This is a genomic window from Brevundimonas viscosa (assembly GCF_900116065.1).
Classification (GTDB): domain Bacteria; phylum Pseudomonadota; class Alphaproteobacteria; order Caulobacterales; family Caulobacteraceae; genus Brevundimonas; species Brevundimonas viscosa.
In genome coordinates this window covers 386,669-403,901 of sequence record NZ_FOZV01000002.1, presented here as the reverse complement: position 1 = coordinate 403,901, position 17,233 = coordinate 386,669, and the positions used below count along the sequence as shown (strand labels likewise).

The following is a 17,233-nucleotide window of genomic DNA, read 5'->3' as shown; positions in this document are numbered from 1 at the left end:
CGGCCACCTCGACCGGACAGAAAACAAGCGCCCCGGAGAGCGATCTCCGGGGCGTCGTTGTCTTCAGGGGGACCGGACCGTCAGTCCGGACGGCGTTGCCCGGGGATGTCCTCTTCGGTACGCGGAAGCTGACCGCGGGCGACGTTGCCCAGCAGCTGCTCGAGGATGGTCAGCTGGCGACCGCGGGTGGGGGTCTCGCGGTCGTTCATGGCGATACGCTGACCGTCCTCCAGACCGAGGGTCCGCACGGCGGCGACCTGTCCAGCGTCGTTGAAGGTAATCTCGGTGATCGTCCGCTGCGTCACCTGCGGGCGGTTGTAGGTGTATTTCTCGGTCACCTGGCTCATGTAGTACCAGATGCTGTCGCTCTCGAAGGTCGAGGTGGTCGAGGGCGTCCCCAGCTTGGTCAGGACGGTTTCGCGTGTGTCAGTCCCGGCGACGATGTCGGCCGGCTTGGCGTCCACCGCCTGGAAGCCGTTCTGGCCGATGACCGGGGCGCACGCCGCCGTCAGGGCCGCGGCCGCGAGGGCGGCGATGAGGAGCTTGGAACGGGGCATGAGAGACGCCTGCGAGAGAACAAGGTCTTTGACCTAACCGGACCGGAGCCTTAGTTCAACGGCGCGGCGGAAAAGGGGCCGCGTATCATGCTGCAGAACCTGTTCCGAACCCGCCGCGGCCGGCTTGGCGAGAGCCTGTACGATCATGCGGTGCGTCAGGCCCGTCGGCCGGACTTCTACACGCGGCTCGGTGTCGCCGACCGCATCGACGCGCGCTTCGAACTCTACACCCTGCACGTCCTGCTGCTGACCATGCGGCTGCGCGACGAAGGCGAGCGGGGAGCTGAAGCGGGGCAGGAGTTGTTCGACACCTATGTGTCCGCCCTCGACCACGCGCTGCGCGAGCTCGGCGTCGGCGACATTTCGGTGGGCAAGAAGATGCGCAAGCTTGGCGAGGCGCTCTACGGCCGGATGAGGGCCTGGGAAGCGGCGCTGCGGGCCGAGGACGCGACGGCGTTGTCGGATTCGCTGGCGCGCAACGTCTATGAGGACGCGGCGGCGACGAATGCGCCGCTCCTGGCCGGGTACGCGCTGGCCAGTCAGCGCGCCCTCGCCGGCCAGGACTTCGACGCGGTTCTGGCCGCGCCCTGCTGGGCGGAGCTGGAGGCATGACCGTGGCCGACCTTCCCTACAGCGAGCCGGTGCGCTTGCATCAGGTCGGGGCCGGGATGTCCCGCACCCTGATCCCCGACGCCGCCGCCCGGGCCCGTATCGCCAGGGCGCTGGACCTCGCGTCGCTCGACTTTCTCGAGGTCGAGATGAAGCTGGCGCCGAGCCCCGGCGGCTGGGCGTTGACCGGCCGGATCCGGGCCCGACTGGCGCAGACTTGCGGGGTCACGCTCGAGCCCCTGCCGCTGGAAATCGACGACGCCTTTTCGGTTTCGCTCGCCGAGGCCAGCGATCCGGATGCAGACGAAATCATCATCACGCTCGATGACGAATCGCCCGACCTGATCGAGGAGGGCCGAATCGACTTGGGCCAGTACGCCGTCGAGCAGCTGGCGCTCAGACTCGACCCGTTCCCGCGCAAACCCGGCGCCGAGTTCATCCAGCCTCCGGAGCCTGCCGAAATTTCGCCCTTCGCCGTGCTCAGGAAACTGCGGCCCGGCGACGAAGGTTGACGCAGGGTCCGCCCGGTTGCATCCCCCCGACGCGACGCTATCGTCGCGCCTGACCAGCGCCCCGCGTGGCGGCGCGACGGAGTCGAAACGGCTTGCCTTCCCCTGTACTGATATCGCTCGACGCCATGGGCGGGGATCACGGCCCGCCCGTCGTGGTGGGCGGCGTCCGCGATTATCGCAAGCGCGATGGCGGAGAAGGCGTCCGTTTCCTGCTGCATGGCGACGAGACGGCGCTGCGCGTGGAGCTGACGAAGGCGGGCCTCGGCGACGACGTCTGCCAGATCCGCCACACCGACAAGGTCGTGGCCATGACCGAGAAACCGGCCGCCGCGATGCGTCGCGGCAAGGGCTCCAGCCTGTGGAATGCGATCGAGGCGGTGAAGACCGGCGAAGCCGCGGCCGTTGTCTCCGCCGGCAATACCGGCGCCCTGATGGCGATCTCCAAGCTGATCCTGCGCATGTCGGCGCACGGACTGGAGCGCCCGGCGATCGTGGCCAGCTGGCCGACGTTGCGTGGCGTCACGGCGGTGCTGGACGTCGGCGCCAATATCGAAAGCGATGCCGAGCAACTGGTCGAGTTCGCCATCATGGGCGAGGCCTTCCACCAGGCGGTGCACGGCGTCGAAAGGCCGACGATCGGCCTGCTCAACGTCGGCTCCGAGGACATGAAGGGCCACGAGGAGGTCCGTGAGGCCGCCCGCATCCTGCGCGAGGGCGGCTTCGGGCTGGACTATCGCGGATTCGTCGAAGGCACCGATATCGCCAAGGGCACTGTCGATGTGGTGGTCACCGACGGCTTCACCGGCAACATCGCCCTGAAGACGGCGGAGGGCGTGGCCCGTTTCATCTCCGCCCTGCTGAAGGAAGCGCTGACCTCGGGTCCGCTGGCCAAGGCTGGAGCGCTGTTGGCTCTGCCGGCCCTGCGGCGGATGCAGCAGCGCATCGATCCCAGCGCGATCAACGGCGGCCCGTTGCTCGGCCTGAACGGAATCGTCGTGAAGAGCCACGGCGGCGCCGACGCGCGCGGCTTCGGCAACGCCATCCGCATCGCGGTGGAGCTGGCGCGAAGCGACTATCTGGCGAAGGTGGGACACAGTCTGAACCGCCTCACCGCCGTGCTCGAACAGCCGTCGGCCTCTCCGCCGGATCCGGCCAAGGAGACTTCCCAGTGAGCGTCATCCGCAGCGTCGTCACCGGCGTCGGCTCCTACCTGCCGGAACAGGTGGTCACCAACGCCGACCTGGCGAAGATCGTCGACACCTCGGACGAATGGATCGTCGAGCGCACCGGAATCCGTCAGCGGCACAAGGCCCGCGAGGACGAACCGACCAGCGATCTCGCCGTGGCCGCGGCCCGCCGGGCGCTGGCCGACGCCGGCCGGTCGCCGGAGGATGTCGACCTGATCGTGGTGGCCACCACCACGCCCGACATGACGTTTCCGGCCACAGCCTCGATCGTGCAGCGCAAGCTCGGCGTGCCGGTCTGTCCCGCCTTCGACGTCCAGGCGGTGTGCTCGGGCTTCGTCTACGCTCTCAGCGTCGCAGACGGCTTCGTGGCGCGGGGCATCTCGAAATGCGCCCTGGTCATCGGCGCCGAGGAGATGACGCGGCTGATGGACTGGTCGGACCGGTCCACCTGCGTGCTGTTCGGAGATGGGGCCGGGGCCGTGCTGCTCGAGCCGCGACAGGGGGAGGGGACCAAGGCCGACCAGGGCCTGCTCGGCTTCGCCCTCCGGTGCGACGGGAACAAGACCGATCTGCTCTATGTCGACGGCGGCCCGGCGACGACCGGTTCGGTAGGCCACCTGCGCATGGCCGGCAACCAGGTCTTCCGTCACGCCGTGGTCAATATCGCCGAGGCCATCACGGCGGCGTGCGCCGCCTCGGGCATCGAGATCGCCGACGTCGACTGGTTCGTGCCCCACCAGGCCAACCAGCGCATCATCCGCGGCGTGGGCGAACGGCTCGGGCTGGACGAGAACAAGGTCGTCTCGACCGTGGCCGAGCACGCCAACACCTCGGCGGCCTCCATCCCGCTGGCCCTCGACGCCGCCATCCAGGACGGCCGCATCAAGCGCGGCGACATGGTGCTGATCGAGGCCATGGGCGGCGGACTGACCTGGGGGGCGTGCGCGTTTCGCCTGTAGGACGCAATTCGCCTTTCCATTTCGCGACGTCTGGCCTTTTATGGCCGCCGTCGAGCATGAGGGGAGACAAGCTTTGGCGCAGACCCTGACCCGCGCGGACCTGTGCGAAGCCGTCCACGAGGAAGTCGGCCTGTCCCGGCAGGAATGTTCGCTGCTGGTCGAGCGCACGCTCGAACTGATCGTCGAATCCCTCGAGCGCGGCGAGACGGTGAAGCTGTCCGGCTTTGGCGTCTTCCAGGTCCGCGAGAAGCGGGCCCGGATGGGACGCAACCCGAAGACCGGCGAACCGGCCGCCATTCACCCGCGCCGGGTGATCAGCTTCCGGGCTTCGCAGATCATGAAGGGCCGGGTGCACGACGCCATCGTGCCGGCCTGACCGTGGCCAAGAGCCCCAACGCCTTCCGGACCATCTCCGAGGCCGCCGACGAGGTCGGCGCCCCGCAGCATGTGCTGCGCTTCTGGGAGACCAAATTCAGTTTCATCGCCCCGCTCAAGCGGGCCGGCGGACGGCGCTTCTACCGGCCGCAGGACATCGTGCTGCTGAAGGCCGTGCGGCGGCTGCTGCACGACGACGGCCTGACCATCAAGGGCGTCCAGCGGCTGCACCGCGAACAGGGCCTGAAGCGGATCGCGGGCTACGGCGATCCGGAGGGACAGGTGACGTTCGAGCCGGACGGCGAGGCGGCCGCAGGCCGGTCCGCGGGCGATTCCACGGTTCGCCTGCGGCAGGTGCTGGCCGAACTCGACGGCGCGCGGGCGCGGCTGGAGGCGGTGCTGACGCGAAGCGGCTGACGACCGTTTTTTGGGGTTTGCGCTCCGGCCGGGGCCGTCTATAGGGAGCGCCTCTCGGAGCGTGGCGCAGCCTGGTAGCGCACTTGACTGGGGGTCAAGGGGTCGCAGGTTCGAATCCTGTCGCTCCGACCATTCCTCCCTTGGACCCCGCCTACTTCCCTCCCGACTCGGCCCAGCGGAACAGCGGGTAGAGGGGCACGCCCCAGCCGATGCCGGCGACGGCGAAGACGATCAGATCGATCAGCTGGCCCGGCGGCAGCAGGCCGCGCAGGGCGATGGCGCCCCAGATCCAGAAGACGAGGAAGGCCAGCACCCCGAGCATGGCCACGAAGCGGCGGGCGCGGGGGCCCATCAGCGCTTGCTCCGGAACAGGAAGAAGGCGCCGAGGGCGAGGACCGAGGCGGCCATGGACCAGAGCAGCCAGTTCCACTGGTCCATGGTCGAGACGGCGAAGACGCGCACGGCGAGGAACCAGCCGGCGACGGCCCCGACGCCCGAGACCAGCGAGGTGGCGAACAGGCCGCGACGGCCGGTGAGGGCGTCGGCCAGCCAGGCGAGGACAAAGGCGCCGAGGGCGGCGATGACGATGTCGGCGTACTGCAACCCGGCTCTCCTGACTTGCGGCGAACGGACGCCGAAAAGCGACTCGATCTCGCCGTCGTCGGCGGGCATACCGCTCGGGCCGGGGCGCGACCAGTGGCGCGGCGGCACTGTAGCGAGCGGATCAGCGAGCGTCGAATGAAGCGTTTGTTCGGGGGCGACGAAAGCCGGGCCACGGCGATCTGGCTGTGGGCGGTGGCGGCGCTCGTGTTCGCCATGGTCGTGGTCGGCGGAGTCACGCGGCTGACCGGCTCGGGACTGTCGATCACGGAATGGAAGCCGATCATGGGCGCCCTGCCGCCGATGAACGCGGCCGACTGGGCCGAGGCCTTCGAGAAGTACAAGGCCATTCCGCAGTACGAGCAGGTCAACGCCGGCATGACGCTGGGCGAGTTCAAGGGCATCTTCTGGTGGGAGTGGGCGCACCGCTTCCTCGGCCGGCTGATCGGGCTCGCCTTCGCCCTGCCGTTCGCCATCCTGCTGCTGATGCGGCGCATCCCGCGACGGCTGATCGGGCGCTGCGTCGCCTTGCTGGCGCTGGGCGGGCTGCAGGGGCTGATCGGCTGGTGGATGGTGTCGAGCGGCCTGAGCGAGCGCGTCGACGTGGCGCCGGAGCGCCTGACCGTGCACCTGGGCCTCGCCCTGCTGATCTTCGGCGGCCTGATCTGGACGGGGCTGGAGGCGTGGAACGGCGAGGAGACGTCGCGGTCGCCTTCGGGCTGGAGCTGGGGCGCCGGCCTGCTGCTGGCGGCGGTGTTCGCCCAGTGCCTGCTGGGCGGGCTGGTGGGCGGCGCCAAGGCGGGTTTCGTCTACACCGACTGGCCGCTGATGAACGGGGCTTTCTTCCCGCCGGCGGAGTGGGGGGCGGGGGCGCTGGCCTTCCTGCACGACCAGGCGTTGGTGCAGTTCAACCACCGGATCGGGGCCTACGTCCTGCTGCTCGCCGGGACGGCGTACGCGGTGCAGGCGTGGCGCTGGCGGCTGGCCGAGGGGCTGGGCGCCTCGGCCTTCATCTTGGCCGCGGCCCTGTGGCTGCAGGCGATCCTTGGCGTCGTCACCCTGATGCACGCCGTGCCGCTCTGGCTGGGGGCGCTGCACCAGGCCGGCGCCGCCCTGGTGCTGGCGGCGGCGACCGTGAACCTGTGGCTGGTCCGCCGGTCGCAGCCGCGGCTCTTCATCTCCGGACCGAGGTCCAGGGGCCTCTGATCGCCAGGGTGATCCCCGGGTACATGATGTTGACGAACAGCACCTCGCCGTCCGGCGAGAACACGGCGCCGGCGAACTCCGAGTTGCCGGCGAAGACGTTGCGGCCGATTGCATAGACCTCGCCCTCGGGGGTCACGCCCTTGAGGTGGTTGCGGGTGTCGGTGGAGTAGTTGTCCTCGCAGACGACGAGGTGGCCCCACGGGGCGATGGTGATGTTGTCGCCCATGTTGAGGGTCTTCTCGTCGGCGCTTTCGAGGAACAGCTGCAGCCGGCCGGGGCGGCGGGCCTCGCCTCTCTGCCCTTCGACGGGGGAGGGGACGTAGCGCAGGATCTGCCCGCGCCGCAGCGGACCGCCCGAGGTGGCGGTCATGTAGAGCTCGCCGTCGCCCCAGAAGACGCCTTCGCCGCGGGCGACGAGGGCGGCGCCGTCGGCGTGGCCGCGCATGCGCAGGTCGGCGTTCGGGGATTCGACGTCCTCGAGATCGATCCAGACCACCTCGCGCCAGTCTCCAACGGCCCATTCGCGAGCCTCCTGGTTGCGGGTGTCGGCGCCCGGCTGGCCCTTGAAGGCCATGGCCTGCAGTCGGCCGCCGTCGGCCAGCCTGCCGGGGGTGGCGGGCAGGAAGCGGTAGAACAGCCCGTCGTTCTTGTCCTCGGTGAGGTAGGCGACGCCGGTCCGGGGGTCGATGCAGACGGCCTCGTGATCGAAGCGGCCCATGGCCGTCAGGGGCACGGGATCGACGAGGCCGGAGGCGCGGGCGGGGACCTCGAAGATGAAGCCGTGGGGCCGGGTCACGTCGCTGTCGGCCGGGGTCTGTTCGGTCTCCTCGCAGGTGAGCCAGCTGCCCCAGGGCGTGTGGCCACCGGAGCAGTTGGTCGAGGTGCCGGCCAGCGACAGATGCTGGCTGACGGTGCGCCGGGCCTCGAGATCGTAGACCAGGGTGGTCGTTCCGCCGGGAAGGGGACGGCCGTCCTTGTAGGTGTCGTAGGCCCTCGCCGGATCGAGCAGCCCGATTCGCTCCTGGTGGAAGCCGCCGGGGCCGAGATTGCGGTGCAGGGCGCTGGAGCCCTTGAGTTCGTGGTTGCGGACCAGGGCGACCTTGCCGCCGCCGAGATCGAAACAGCCCATGCCGTCCGGCTGACCGGGGACGAACAGGCCGTCGTCCATGGTGTCGCCGCTCTGGGAGACGACCTGGTAGGTGAAGCCCTCTGGCAGGTCGAGCAGCCGGTTCGGATCGCGGACCAGCGGGCCGTAGCCGTGGACCTGGTTGACGTAGGTCTCCTCGCCCGCAGCCTGGGCGGCCGCGTGGCGCGCCAGGCCCGAGAAGGCGAGGGCGGCGGGAGCCGTGGCGAGCAGGCGGCGGCGGTCGAACAGCATGGGAGACTCCAGAACTCGGGCGCGGTTATGGACCGGCCGACGCGGGCGGGTCATCAGGGATTTGTGACGGCGGGCGCGTCTGTTCGCCGCTTCCGGGGGAAGCGGTGAGGGTGGGAAGGGAGCGGGGCGCCGGGCCTCGCCCGGTCTGTGAGATGATTACCGTTTCGACGAGACTGACGCCCCGCGCGGTCGTTGGATCGCGCGCTCTCCGGTTGGCGGCCCTGATATTCGAGCCTGGCCGGATCTCCGCCGAAGACATTGCTGCCTTCGACGCGGGGCGGACATGACGGCGCTCTTGAGACGCCGACAGCAGCCCGCATTCCATTGGCGCGCGGCGAGCAAGGGACGCCATCCACTCGACGTCCACGAGGACCCCGGGACTGCCCTTCGCCCCGGCTTCATCGCTCGACCACAGCCCGCCGTCGTCGAGGTCGTGGATCCGACGCCCTCCCCATCGACGGGATGGGAGGAGCGTAGGGGCGGTTCTTCCCATGGCGGGGAAATGACGCTGCCTGCCGTGGTTTGTTCAATGAAAGCAGCGGGCGATGTGCGTGCGATAGGGGATTTAAACATTAACTCCCGGCGCCCGGGAGCGGCTGAGAGGGTTGGTTCATCACGAAGGACACGAAAGATCCACAAAGGACACGAAGGGGCCGGCGGCCACTGCGGCGCCCGCAGGGCGACGCCTTCCAATCCTGATTGCGGGCCTGCGGCCCGCGGGCGGTGGGGACAGGCGTGCTCTCTTCGTGTCCTTCGTGCCCCCTTGGTGTCCTTGGTGTCCTTGGTGATGAACCAGCGATGGCGGCCGCGCTCCGCGAGACATGGGGTATTTTAATACCGCACACAAAATATCGGGAAAATACAACATACTATCGCTTGGAAGCCGCGACGGGCGCCATTGACCGGCGCTCGTCCATCCTCTATCAGCGCGCCTTCCGCTCGTCCCGGCTTCGGGAGGGGCAGCCCGTTTCGTCCCCGAGGAACCCTCGCAATGCTGAAGAGCACCACGGCTTCGCTGAAGCCGGCCGAGGTCGAGAAGAAGTGGATCCACATCGACGCCGAAGGCGTCGTCGTGGGCCGTCTCGCGACCTTCATCGCCAACCGTCTGCGCGGCAAGCACCGCCCGGACTACACCCCGCACGTCGACTGCGGCGACTACGTCGTCGTCACCAACGTGGACAAGGTGGTGTTCACCGGCGCCAAGAACACCGACAAGGTCTACTATCGCCACACCGGTCACCCGGGCGGCGTCAAGTCGACCACGCCCGAGAAGGTGCTGGGCGGCCGCTTCCCCGAGCGCGTGCTCGAGAAGGCCGTCGAGCGCATGCTGCCCAAGGAAAGCCCGCTGGCCCGCAAGCAGATGACGCACCTGCGCCTGTTCGCCGGCGCGACGCACACCCACGAAGCCCAGTCGCCGGAAACCATCGACTTCAAGTCGATGTCGGCCAAGAACACCCGGAGCGTCTGAGCATGACCGACGTCGCCAACACCGAAACCGCCACCGGCTTCGACGCCCTGAAGGGCATGGGCACGGCCGCCGAGGAGGCTCCCGTCCACGTCCAGAAGCTGGACGCCCAGGGCCGCGCCTACTCGACCGGCAAGCGCAAGAACGCCATCGCCCGTGTGTGGGTGAAGCCGGGCACCGGCAAGTTCACCATCAACGGCAAGGACCAGGAGCAGTATTTCGCTCGTCCCGTGCTGCGCATGATGATCGCCCAGCCGCTGGTCGTCACCGGCCGCGAGACCCAGTTCGACGTGGTCTGCACGGTCGAGGGCTCGGGCCTGTCGGGCCAGGCCGGCGCCATCCGCCACGGCCTGTCGCACGCCCTGACGCACTACGAGCCGGAGCTGCGCAAGGTCCTGAAGCCCCACGGCTTCCTGACCCGTGACGCCCGCGTCGTTGAGCGCAAGAAGTACGGCCGCGCCAAGGCCCGCCGTTCGTTCCAGTTCTCGAAGCGCTAAGGCGTATCGCGAAAGCGGATATGGAGGGGCGCTTCGGGAGACCGGAGCGCCCTTCTTCTTTTCCGGGCTCCTTCTCCCCTTGCGGGAGAAGGTGTCAGGCGAAGCCTGACGGATGAGGGGTCGCGCCGACATGTCCGGTGCACGCCCCACATTCGCTGGATTCCGGGGGGTTCGTGCGACCCCTCATCCGACCCCGCTCCGCGGGGCCACCTTCTCCCGCAAGGGGAGAAGGGAAGGAGATGCGTTGATGCCACATTCCATCTTCATCGACGGCGAGGCCGGGACCACCGGGCTGGAGATCCGCGAGCGGCTCGAGCGCCGCTCCGACCTCGAACTAATCCTGCTCGGAGATCGCCGCCGGGACGTCGAGGCGCGGCGCGAGGCCTTGAACAGCGCCGACGCGGTGGTCCTGTGCCTGCCTGACGACGCGGCGCGTGAGGCGGTGGCGATGATCGACAGCCCGGCGGTGCGCGTGATCGACGCCTCGACGGCGTTCCGGGTCGATCCGGCGTGGACCTACGGCTTTCCGGAGATGGCGCCGGGGCAGCGGGAGAGGATCGCGACGGCGACGCGGGTGTCGAACCCGGGCTGCTATCCGACCGGCTTCATCGGGCTGGTCCGGCCGCTGGTCTCGGCGGGAATCATCCCGGCGGGGTGGCCGGTCACGGTCGATGCGGTGTCGGGTTACTCCGGCGGCGGCAAGACGATGATCGCCGAGTTCGAGAGCGGGGAGGGGGCGCCGCCGTATCGCGCCTATGGCCTGTCGCTGAAGCACAAGCACGTGCCGGAGATGACGCGGCACACGGGGCTGGAGCGGCCGGTGCTGTTCGCGCCGGCGGTGGGGGCGTACCGGCAGGGCATGCTGGTCGAGGTTCCGCTGCATCTCGCCGCTCTGCCGGCGTCGCCCTCGGTGGAGGTGGTCCACGGGGCGCTGGTCGAGGCCTATGCGGACGCGCGCTTCGTCGAGGTGGCCGCGCTGGAGGAGACCGAGGCGATGAGCGGGATCGATCCGGAAGGGCTGAACAGCACCAACCGGATGCGGCTCCACGTGTTCGGCGATCGCGACGGCGAACAGGCGCGGCTGGTCGCCCTGCTCGACAACCTCGGCAAGGGGGCGTCCGGGGCGGCGGTGCAGAACCTCAACCTGATGCTGGGCCTCGACGAGGGGGCGGGGCTGGCCTGAGCCCCGTCCCGCTTGCGATCCGCGGGGCGCATCCCGACGTATCCGCATCATGACGATCGATCGCCGCTCGATGCTGCTGACCGCCGGCGCCGCGGCCCTGACGGGGTGTGCCCCTGACAGGGCCGACGCGCAGACGGCGCGGTTCGCCAACTCGCCGTTCCGGCGGTTGAGCGACGCCCAGTGGCGGGCGCGTCTGCCGGACCTCAGCTACCGCGTGCTCCGCCACGAGGCGACCGAGCGGCCGGGAAGCAGTCCGCTGGACCGCGAACACCGGCGCGGAACCTTCGTCTGCCGCGGCTGCGAGCTGCCGCTGTTCCGCTCGGAATGGAAGTACGACTCCGGCACCGGCTGGCCCAGCTTCTTTCGGGTGATGGCCGCCAACGTCGGCACGAAGACCGATTTCGCGATCGGCTTCCCGCGTACAGAGTATCACTGCGCCCGCTGCCTCGGGCACCAGGGGCATGTGTTCGACGACGGGCCGGCGCCGACCGACAAGCGCTACTGCAACAACGGCGCGGCCCTGGTCTTCAGGCCGGCGGCCTGAGGGCGGCGCGGGCCGACTGCAGGGTGAGCCCGGTCCAGATGCCCGCCATGATCAGCATCAGGCCGTAATCGCCCGTCGGCGCGATCAGCGGCAGAACCGCCGACAGGATGATGGCCAGCGGGAAGACCATGGCCATGATCACCGTGACGGGGGCGTGGCGGTCAATCAGCGGCTTCGGCTTGCGCTTGCGGCTGTGCATCCACAGACCGTTCAGCAGCATGAATCCGAGGGCGCTGAACAGCGAGGCGCCGAGGTAGATCGGCGCCTGCTCCGGCCGGGCGCTGACGATGGCGCTGGCGGTGACCAGGGTCAGGGCGAGGACGCTGGTGACCGCCAGCAGGACGTTGACGTTGCGGTTCAAGACTTGACCTTCACATAGGAGCCGGGCGCGGGCTCGATGGGCTTGAGTGGACCCTTGGACGGATTCCGCGCCGGAACCCAGTCGCCCGAGCGGGCGTGGAGCCAGTCGGCCCAGTGGTTCCACCAGCTGCCGGGGTGCTGTTCGGCGCCGGCCAGCCAGGCGTCGAGGGTCTCCGGCAGCTGTGGATTGGTCCAGTGCTGGTACTTGTTGGCCGAGGGTGGATTGACCACCCCGGCGATGTGGCCCGAGCCGGCCAGCGTCAGGGTCACGTCGGCGTTGCGGAACGCCTTGGCCGAACGCCAGACCGACTTCATCGGCGCGATGTGGTCCTCGCGGCTGGCCTGGAAGTAGAGCGGGATCTTCACCTTCGACAGGTCCGCCCTGACGCCGCCGATCTCGAATTCGCCCTGGCTGAGGGCGTTGCGGCCGTACATGGAGCGCAGATAGTCCATGTGCAGCTTCTTCGGCATGCGGGTCTGGTCGGCGTTCCAGAACAGCAGGTCGAAGGCCGGCGGATCCTTGCCCATCAGGTAGTTGGAGACGAAGAACGACCAGATCAGGTCGTTGGCGCGGAGCGCATTGAAGGTGTCGGCCATGGCCGCGCCGGGCAGGACGCCGCCGGCGGCGTCCATCTGCTGCTCGATCTCCTTCAGCCAGTGGTCGTCGGTGAACAGCAGCAGGTCGCCGGCCTCGGCGAAGTCGTGCTGGGCGGCGAAGAAGGTGTTGGCGGCGACGCGGTCGTCGTTGTGTTCGGCCATGTGGGCGAGGGCGGCGCCCATGAGGGTGCCGCCGATGCAGTAGCCGACGGTGTTGATGCGCCCGGCCTGCGACTGCTCCAGCGCCTTCTCGATGGCGCGGTAGATGCCCTTCTGAAGGTAGTCGTCGAAGCCGTAGTTCGCCTTGTCGACGTCGGGATTGACCCACGAGCAGACGAAGACGGTGAAGCCCTGGGCCGACAGCCAGCGGATCATCGAGTTCTCGGGCTGCAGGTCGAGGATGTAGAACTTGTTGATCCACGGCGGGAAGATCAGCAGCGGGATGGCGCGCTGCCTGTCCGTGGCGGGATCGTACTGGATCAGTTCGAACAGCTCGTCGCGCCAGACCACCTGGCCGGGGGCGGTGGCGACGTTCCGGCCGACCTCGAAGCGGCCGTAGTCGGCCTGGCTGATGGCCAGCTTGCCCCGTCCGCGCTCGAGGTCGGCGGCGAAGTTCTGCATCCCCTTCACCAGCGATTCGCCGCTGGTCTCAGCCAGCGCCTTGAGGGCGGCCGGATTGGAGGCGAGGAAGTTGGCGGGGGAGAAGGCGTCGGTGAGGAGCTTGGTGAAGAACTCGGCGCGGCGCTTGGTGCGGGGGTCGACGTCCTCGACCGAGGCGACGAGGCCGTTCATCCACTCGGCCGTGGTCAGGTAGGAGCGGCGCATGACGTCGAACAGCGGGTTCTCGGTCCAGGCGGGATCCTTGAAGCGCTTGTCCTTCGACGTCTCCGGCGGCGCCTCCTCGCCGGCCGCGCGGCGGGCGGTGGAGGCCCACAGGTCCATATAGCGGCCGAACAGGTCGGCCTGGGCGGCGAACAGCTTGTCGGGCCGGGCGGCGAGGCTGGACATGACGCTGGTCATGGCCGGGCCGACGTTGAACGGGTCGGGCGACAGGGCCGCCGGGCGGTCGGCCTGGGCCAGGGCGGCTTCGGCGATGGCGGACTGGGCCGTCATGGCGGCCCGGGCCAGGTTCAGCGACAGGGTCTCGAGCATTTCGCGCTGGCCGGCGAAGGGGTCGGCGGGGACGGCCGGCGGCGGCCCGGGGGGCGGCGGCGGCTCGACCCGCGGAGGCTCGGGCGCGGACGCTGCCTCCGGGGCCGGAGCCGGGGCGGCCTTCTTCGCCCGCGGGCGCGGCGGCTTGGCCGAGGTCGGACGGCCGGGCTTGCGCGCCGGGCGCGGGGCGGCGTCTGGCGCGGGCGGCTCGGTCGGGCGTCGGGCCATGGGTGAAGCTCCGGGACACGTCAGGTTCGGACGCAAGGGTCGGCGCGCGCCCTTCCGCCGGTCCCGATCATGGCATATGACCGGCCGGGAAATGAACGCGTCGATCCGGAAATTCGCAGCCGTCGCGGTCGCCCTGGGCGGCGGCGCGGCGCTGGCCGGCTGCATCGGAGCCTTCGATCCCGCCGTGGACCCTGGCTCGCCGGCGGCGGCGCGGGTCGAGTCGCTGGTCGCGGCCAACCGCGAATACCCGCGCTGGGCGGACTTTCCGCGCCAGACCGAGCTCCCCCCCGCCCCGGCGGAGATCGCCGCCCGGGTGGACGCGCTGGAGGGCTCCTCGGGCGAACTGGCGGCGGCGGCGGCGCGCATCGACTGGCAGACCACGGGCGACGCCGCGGCCTACGCGGAAGCGGCGCGGGCGCGGGTCGGGGCCGTCGAGGTCGACCCGGTGACGGCGGAGACCGCGGCCGAGATCGAGGCGTTCGCCCGCCGGGCCCGCGAGCGCGGCCGGGCGCCGCCGCCGATCCCGCGCCGCTGATCCCATCCTTTCCATCGCCCGGACGACAGAATCCGGGGATCTTCCCCCTCAGGAGAACGCCCATGGCCGACACGGCCCCCTACGCTTCCACGCTCGCCGCCGACGCCGCCCGGGTCACCGAACTGGCCGCCATCGCCGCCTTCGCCCAGGTCGGCCGCGGCGACGAGAAGCACGCCGACCAGGTGGCGGTGGACGCCATGCGCACGGCGCTGAACGCGCTCGACATCGACGGCCGCATCGTCATCGGCGAGGGCGAGCGCGACGAGGCGCCGATGCTGTACATCGGCGAGAAGGTGGGCACGGGGCGGGGCCCGGCGATCGACATCGCGCTGGATCCGCTGGAAGGCACCACCCTGACCGCCAAGGCCATGGCCAATGCGCTGGCGGTGCTGGCCATGGCCCCCAAGGGCGGCCTGCTGCACGCGCCTGACACCTACATGGACAAGATCGCCTGCGGGCCGGGCTATGCGCCCGGCACGGTCGACCTGGACATGAGCCCGCAGGACAATGTCCGGTCGCTGGCCTCGGCCAAGGGCGTGCGTCCCGACCAGATCACCGTCTGCGTCATGGACCGGCCGCGCCACGCCGAACTGATCGCCGCCCTGCGCGAGGTCGGGGCCAAGGTGTTGCTGATCACCGACGGCGACGTGGCGGGGGTGATCCACACCGCCGAGCCGGAGACCGGCATCGACCTGTACCTCGGCTCGGGCGGGGCGCCGGAAGGCGTGCTGGCGGCGGCGGCGCTGAAGTGCGTCGGCGGCCACTTCCAGGGCCGGCTGATTTTCCGCAACGACGACGAGCGGGCCCGGGCGGAGAAGACCGGGGTCACCGACTTCGACCGCAAGTACGACCTGCACGAGCTGGTCTCGACCGACGCCGTCTTCGCCGCCACTGGCGTCACCAAGGGCGCCATGCTGGACGGCGTGGCCATGCGCGGCGGCTTCGTGAGCACGCATACGCTGGTGATGGACTCCTCCACCCGCACGGTTCGTCGCATCCGCATGACGCGCCCGGTCTGATGGCGGACGGGGGGACGCCGCCAGCGTTTCTGGGCGTCTCCCGCTCGCTGTCCGGCCGCGCGTGGCGACAGAGGCCCGCCGATGCGGGAGTGGTGCGCGCCCACATGCAGGCGCTGGGCCTGGACGAGCCGCTGGCGCGGGCGCTGGCGGCCCGGGGCGTGCGCGCCGACCAGGGCGCGGATTTCCTGGCGCCGACGCTGAAGGCCCTGTTCCCCGATCCGTCCAGCTTCATGGACATGGACGCCGCAGCCGGCGCCATCGTCGACGCGGTGCAGGCCGGGGCGTCGGTGCACGTCTTCGCCGACTACGACGTCGACGGCGCCTCGAGCGCGGCGCTGCTGGTGCGCTGGTTCCGGGCCATGGGGGCGGAGTTGCCCATCTATGTCCCCGACCGGCTGACCGAGGGATACGGACCCAGCGCGAAGGCCTTCGACACGCTGAAGGCGCGCGGGGCCGATCTGGTCATCACCGTCGACTGCGGGGCGGCCGCCAACGAGGCGGTGGCGCACGCCTGCGCCATCGGGCTGAAGGTGGTGGTGATCGACCACCACCTGATGCGCGAGCAGCCGCCCGAGTGCCTCGCCGTGGTCAATCCCAACCGGCCGGGCTGCAACTCGGGGCAGGGCAACCTGGCTGCGGCCGGGGTGGTGTTCGTGCTGCTGGCGGCGCTGAACCGCGAGGCGCGGGCCCGCGGCATGTTCGACGGGCGCGAGCAGCCGGACATCCGCCGCTGGCTGGATCTGGCGGCGATGGGGGCGATTTGCGACGTCACCGGCCTGACCGGCTTCAACCGGGCCCTCACCAGCCTGGGGCTGCGGGTCATGTCGGACTGGGCCAATCCCGGCCTGCGGGCCCTGCTGGCGGCGGCCGGGGCCGAGCCGGGGCCGGCCAAGTGCAACCACGCCGGCTTCATCCTCGGGCCGCGGATAAACGCCGGGGGGCGAATCGGCCGGTCCGATCTCGGGGCCAGGCTGCTGTCGACCGATGACCCGGAGGAGGCGCGGGCGCTGGCCGAGGAGCTGGATGCCCTGAACCTGGCCCGGCGCGAGGTCGAGCGGCAGGTCACCGATCAGGCGGTGCGGCGGGTCGAGGCCGCCGGCGCCCATGCGGACGGCAGCCCGGTGGTGGTGGTCGAGGGGAATGACTGGCATCCGGGCGTGGTCGGCATCGTGGCCGGGCGGCTGCGCGAGCGCTGGCGCAAGCCGGTGGTGGTGATCGGCGTCGACGCCGTCAACGGCGTCGGCAAGGGGTCGGGCCGCTCCCAGCCGGGCATGAACCTGGGCCGGGCGGTGCAGGCGGCGTGGGAGGCCGGCGTGCTGCTGGCCGGGGGCGGCCACGCCATGGCGGCCGGGCTGACGGTGAAGAGCGATTCGATCGCCCGCCTGCGCGATTTCCTCAATGAGCGGATGGCGGGCGAGCAGCCGGCGGCCGAGGCGCTGGACGCGGTGGAGGTCGACGCCCTCGTCGATCCGCGCGCGGCGACGCGCGCCCTGTTCGAGCAGTTCGAGCAGTTGGCCCCGTTCGGGCCGGCGAATCCTGAGCCGATGTTCGCGCTGGAGCACGTGTCGGTGCGCGAGGCGACAGCCATGAACGGCGGCCATGTGCGGTGCCGGCTGGCCGGACCCGACGGTTCGGCGGTCAAGGCCATCGCCTGGCGCTGCGCCGATCTCCCGGGCGGACAGGCCCTGCTGGCGGGCGGCGGCGGGCTGAGCGTGGCGGGCCGGCTCAAGGCCGACGACTGGAACGGCCGCCGCGGCGTCCAGCTGGAGATCGAGGACGTCGCCGACCCGCGTTTGGCCGGCTGAGCGCGCTGGCGAAGGGCCGCCGAACGGACGTCGCCGTTCGTTCAAAAA

Annotated in this window: 20 protein-coding genes and 1 tRNA gene; 15 read left to right on the top strand and 6 right to left on the bottom strand. The window is 70.3% G+C overall.

Annotation, left to right across the window (positions count from 1 at the left end; translation table 11 throughout):
- Positions 1 to 80 precede the first annotated feature (80 nt).
- Positions 81 to 557: an outer membrane protein assembly factor BamE gene (locus BM333_RS06305; RefSeq protein ID WP_092308466.1), complete on the bottom strand. Its 477-nt coding sequence runs from the start codon at positions 555 to 557 to the stop codon at positions 81 to 83.
- 87 nt (positions 558 to 644) lie between these two features.
- Between BM333_RS06305 and BM333_RS06300 the strand changes: the two genes are divergently transcribed.
- The 7 genes from BM333_RS06300 (at position 645) to BM333_RS06270 (ending at position 4,748) form a co-directional block, all read left to right on the top strand.
- Positions 645 to 1,169, top strand: coding sequence for a ubiquinol-cytochrome C chaperone family protein (locus BM333_RS06300; protein WP_092308464.1), 525 nt, complete (start codon positions 645 to 647; stop codon positions 1,167 to 1,169).
- Entirely contained in the window at positions 1,166 to 1,678 is a 513-nt protein-coding gene (locus tag BM333_RS06295) for a YceD family protein (RefSeq protein ID WP_092308462.1), read from the top strand. The genes BM333_RS06300 and BM333_RS06295 overlap by 4 nt, the downstream gene beginning before the upstream one ends.
- 92 nt (positions 1,679 to 1,770) lie before the next feature.
- Positions 1,771 to 2,850 (top strand): phosphate acyltransferase PlsX, encoded by a 1,080-nt coding sequence (gene plsX / locus BM333_RS06290; protein ID WP_092308460.1) that lies wholly within the window; start codon positions 1,771 to 1,773, stop codon positions 2,848 to 2,850.
- Positions 2,847 to 3,824 carry a beta-ketoacyl-ACP synthase III gene (locus BM333_RS06285; protein ID WP_092308458.1) on the top strand — a complete coding sequence of 326 codons (978 nt, stop codon included), beginning with the start codon at positions 2,847 to 2,849 and terminating at the stop codon, positions 3,822 to 3,824. The genes plsX and BM333_RS06285 overlap by 4 nt, the downstream gene beginning before the upstream one ends.
- Positions 3,825 to 3,897: 73 nt before the next feature.
- Positions 3,898 to 4,200: an integration host factor subunit alpha gene (locus BM333_RS06280; RefSeq protein ID WP_245777166.1), complete on the top strand. Its 303-nt coding sequence runs from the start codon at positions 3,898 to 3,900 to the stop codon at positions 4,198 to 4,200.
- 2 nt (positions 4,201 to 4,202) lie between these two features.
- Positions 4,203 to 4,616 (top strand): MerR family transcriptional regulator, encoded by a 414-nt coding sequence (locus BM333_RS06275; protein WP_092308454.1) that lies wholly within the window; start codon positions 4,203 to 4,205, stop codon positions 4,614 to 4,616.
- Between the two features lie 55 nt (positions 4,617 to 4,671).
- A tRNA-Pro gene (locus BM333_RS06270) sits at positions 4,672 to 4,748 on the top strand.
- Positions 4,749 to 4,767: 19 nt separating this feature from the next.
- Here BM333_RS06270 and BM333_RS06265 read toward each other — a convergent pair.
- Together BM333_RS06265 and BM333_RS06260 are read right to left on the bottom strand one after the other, a co-directional pair.
- Positions 4,768 to 4,968 (bottom strand): DUF2842 domain-containing protein, encoded by a 201-nt coding sequence (locus BM333_RS06265; protein WP_092308451.1) that lies wholly within the window; start codon positions 4,966 to 4,968, stop codon positions 4,768 to 4,770.
- A complete protein-coding gene (locus BM333_RS06260) occupies positions 4,968 to 5,219 on the bottom strand; it encodes a transglycosylase (RefSeq protein WP_092308449.1) in 252 nt (83 codons plus the stop codon). The genes BM333_RS06265 and BM333_RS06260 overlap by 1 nt, the downstream gene beginning before the upstream one ends.
- A gap of 135 nt (positions 5,220 to 5,354) precedes the next feature.
- Here BM333_RS06260 and BM333_RS06255 point away from each other — a divergent pair, with 135 nt between their 5' ends.
- The gene (locus BM333_RS06255; protein ID WP_092308447.1) at positions 5,355 to 6,422 is read left to right on the top strand and encodes a COX15/CtaA family protein; all 1,068 of its coding nucleotides are present in this window, start codon (positions 5,355 to 5,357) and stop codon (positions 6,420 to 6,422) included.
- On the opposite strand, the gene BM333_RS06250 is transcribed toward BM333_RS06255, so the two are convergent.
- Positions 6,391 to 7,800, bottom strand: coding sequence for an alkaline phosphatase PhoX (locus BM333_RS06250; RefSeq protein ID WP_092308445.1), 1,410 nt, complete (start codon positions 7,798 to 7,800; stop codon positions 6,391 to 6,393). The two genes, BM333_RS06255 and BM333_RS06250, sit on opposite strands and share 32 nt — an antisense overlap.
- A gap of 994 nt (positions 7,801 to 8,794) precedes the next feature.
- On the opposite strand from BM333_RS06250, the gene rplM reads away from it, so the two are divergent.
- The 4 genes from rplM (at position 8,795) to msrB (ending at position 11,489) form a co-directional block, all read left to right on the top strand.
- A complete protein-coding gene (rplM, locus tag BM333_RS06245; protein ID WP_177221817.1) occupies positions 8,795 to 9,268 on the top strand; it encodes a 50S ribosomal protein L13 in 474 nt (157 codons plus the stop codon).
- A gap of 2 nt (positions 9,269 to 9,270) precedes the next feature.
- On the top strand, positions 9,271 to 9,762 hold the full coding sequence (gene rpsI / locus BM333_RS06240) for a 30S ribosomal protein S9 (protein ID WP_092308441.1): 492 nt from the start codon (positions 9,271 to 9,273) through the stop codon (positions 9,760 to 9,762).
- Positions 9,763 to 10,009: 247 nt separating this feature from the next.
- Complete coding sequence (argC, locus tag BM333_RS06235) at positions 10,010 to 10,945, top strand: N-acetyl-gamma-glutamyl-phosphate reductase (protein WP_092308439.1); 936 nt, start codon at positions 10,010 to 10,012, stop codon at positions 10,943 to 10,945.
- A 49-nt stretch (positions 10,946 to 10,994) separates the two neighbouring features.
- The gene (gene msrB, locus BM333_RS06230; RefSeq protein WP_092308437.1) at positions 10,995 to 11,489 is read left to right on the top strand and encodes a peptide-methionine (R)-S-oxide reductase MsrB; all 495 of its coding nucleotides are present in this window, start codon (positions 10,995 to 10,997) and stop codon (positions 11,487 to 11,489) included.
- Here the strand turns inward: msrB and BM333_RS06225 are convergent.
- Together BM333_RS06225 and phaC are read right to left on the bottom strand one after the other, a co-directional pair.
- Complete coding sequence (locus BM333_RS06225; protein WP_092308435.1) at positions 11,473 to 11,850, bottom strand: hypothetical protein; 378 nt, start codon at positions 11,848 to 11,850, stop codon at positions 11,473 to 11,475. The two genes, msrB and BM333_RS06225, sit on opposite strands and share 17 nt — an antisense overlap.
- Complete coding sequence (gene phaC, locus BM333_RS06220; protein WP_092308433.1) at positions 11,847 to 13,826, bottom strand: class I poly(R)-hydroxyalkanoic acid synthase; 1,980 nt, start codon at positions 13,824 to 13,826, stop codon at positions 11,847 to 11,849. The genes BM333_RS06225 and phaC overlap by 4 nt, the downstream gene beginning before the upstream one ends.
- Positions 13,827 to 13,917: 91 nt before the next feature.
- On the opposite strand from phaC, the gene BM333_RS06215 reads away from it, so the two are divergent.
- From BM333_RS06215 to recJ, 3 genes are all read left to right on the top strand, one after another.
- Positions 13,918 to 14,361 (top strand): hypothetical protein, encoded by a 444-nt coding sequence (locus BM333_RS06215; protein WP_092308595.1) that lies wholly within the window; start codon positions 13,918 to 13,920, stop codon positions 14,359 to 14,361.
- A gap of 62 nt (positions 14,362 to 14,423) precedes the next feature.
- The gene (gene glpX, locus BM333_RS06210) at positions 14,424 to 15,380 is read left to right on the top strand and encodes a class II fructose-bisphosphatase (protein WP_092308431.1); all 957 of its coding nucleotides are present in this window, start codon (positions 14,424 to 14,426) and stop codon (positions 15,378 to 15,380) included.
- On the top strand, positions 15,380 to 17,185 hold the full coding sequence (gene recJ / locus BM333_RS06205; protein WP_092308430.1) for a single-stranded-DNA-specific exonuclease RecJ: 1,806 nt from the start codon (positions 15,380 to 15,382) through the stop codon (positions 17,183 to 17,185). The genes glpX and recJ overlap by 1 nt, the downstream gene beginning before the upstream one ends.
- The last annotated feature ends 48 nt before the right edge of the window (positions 17,186 to 17,233 follow it).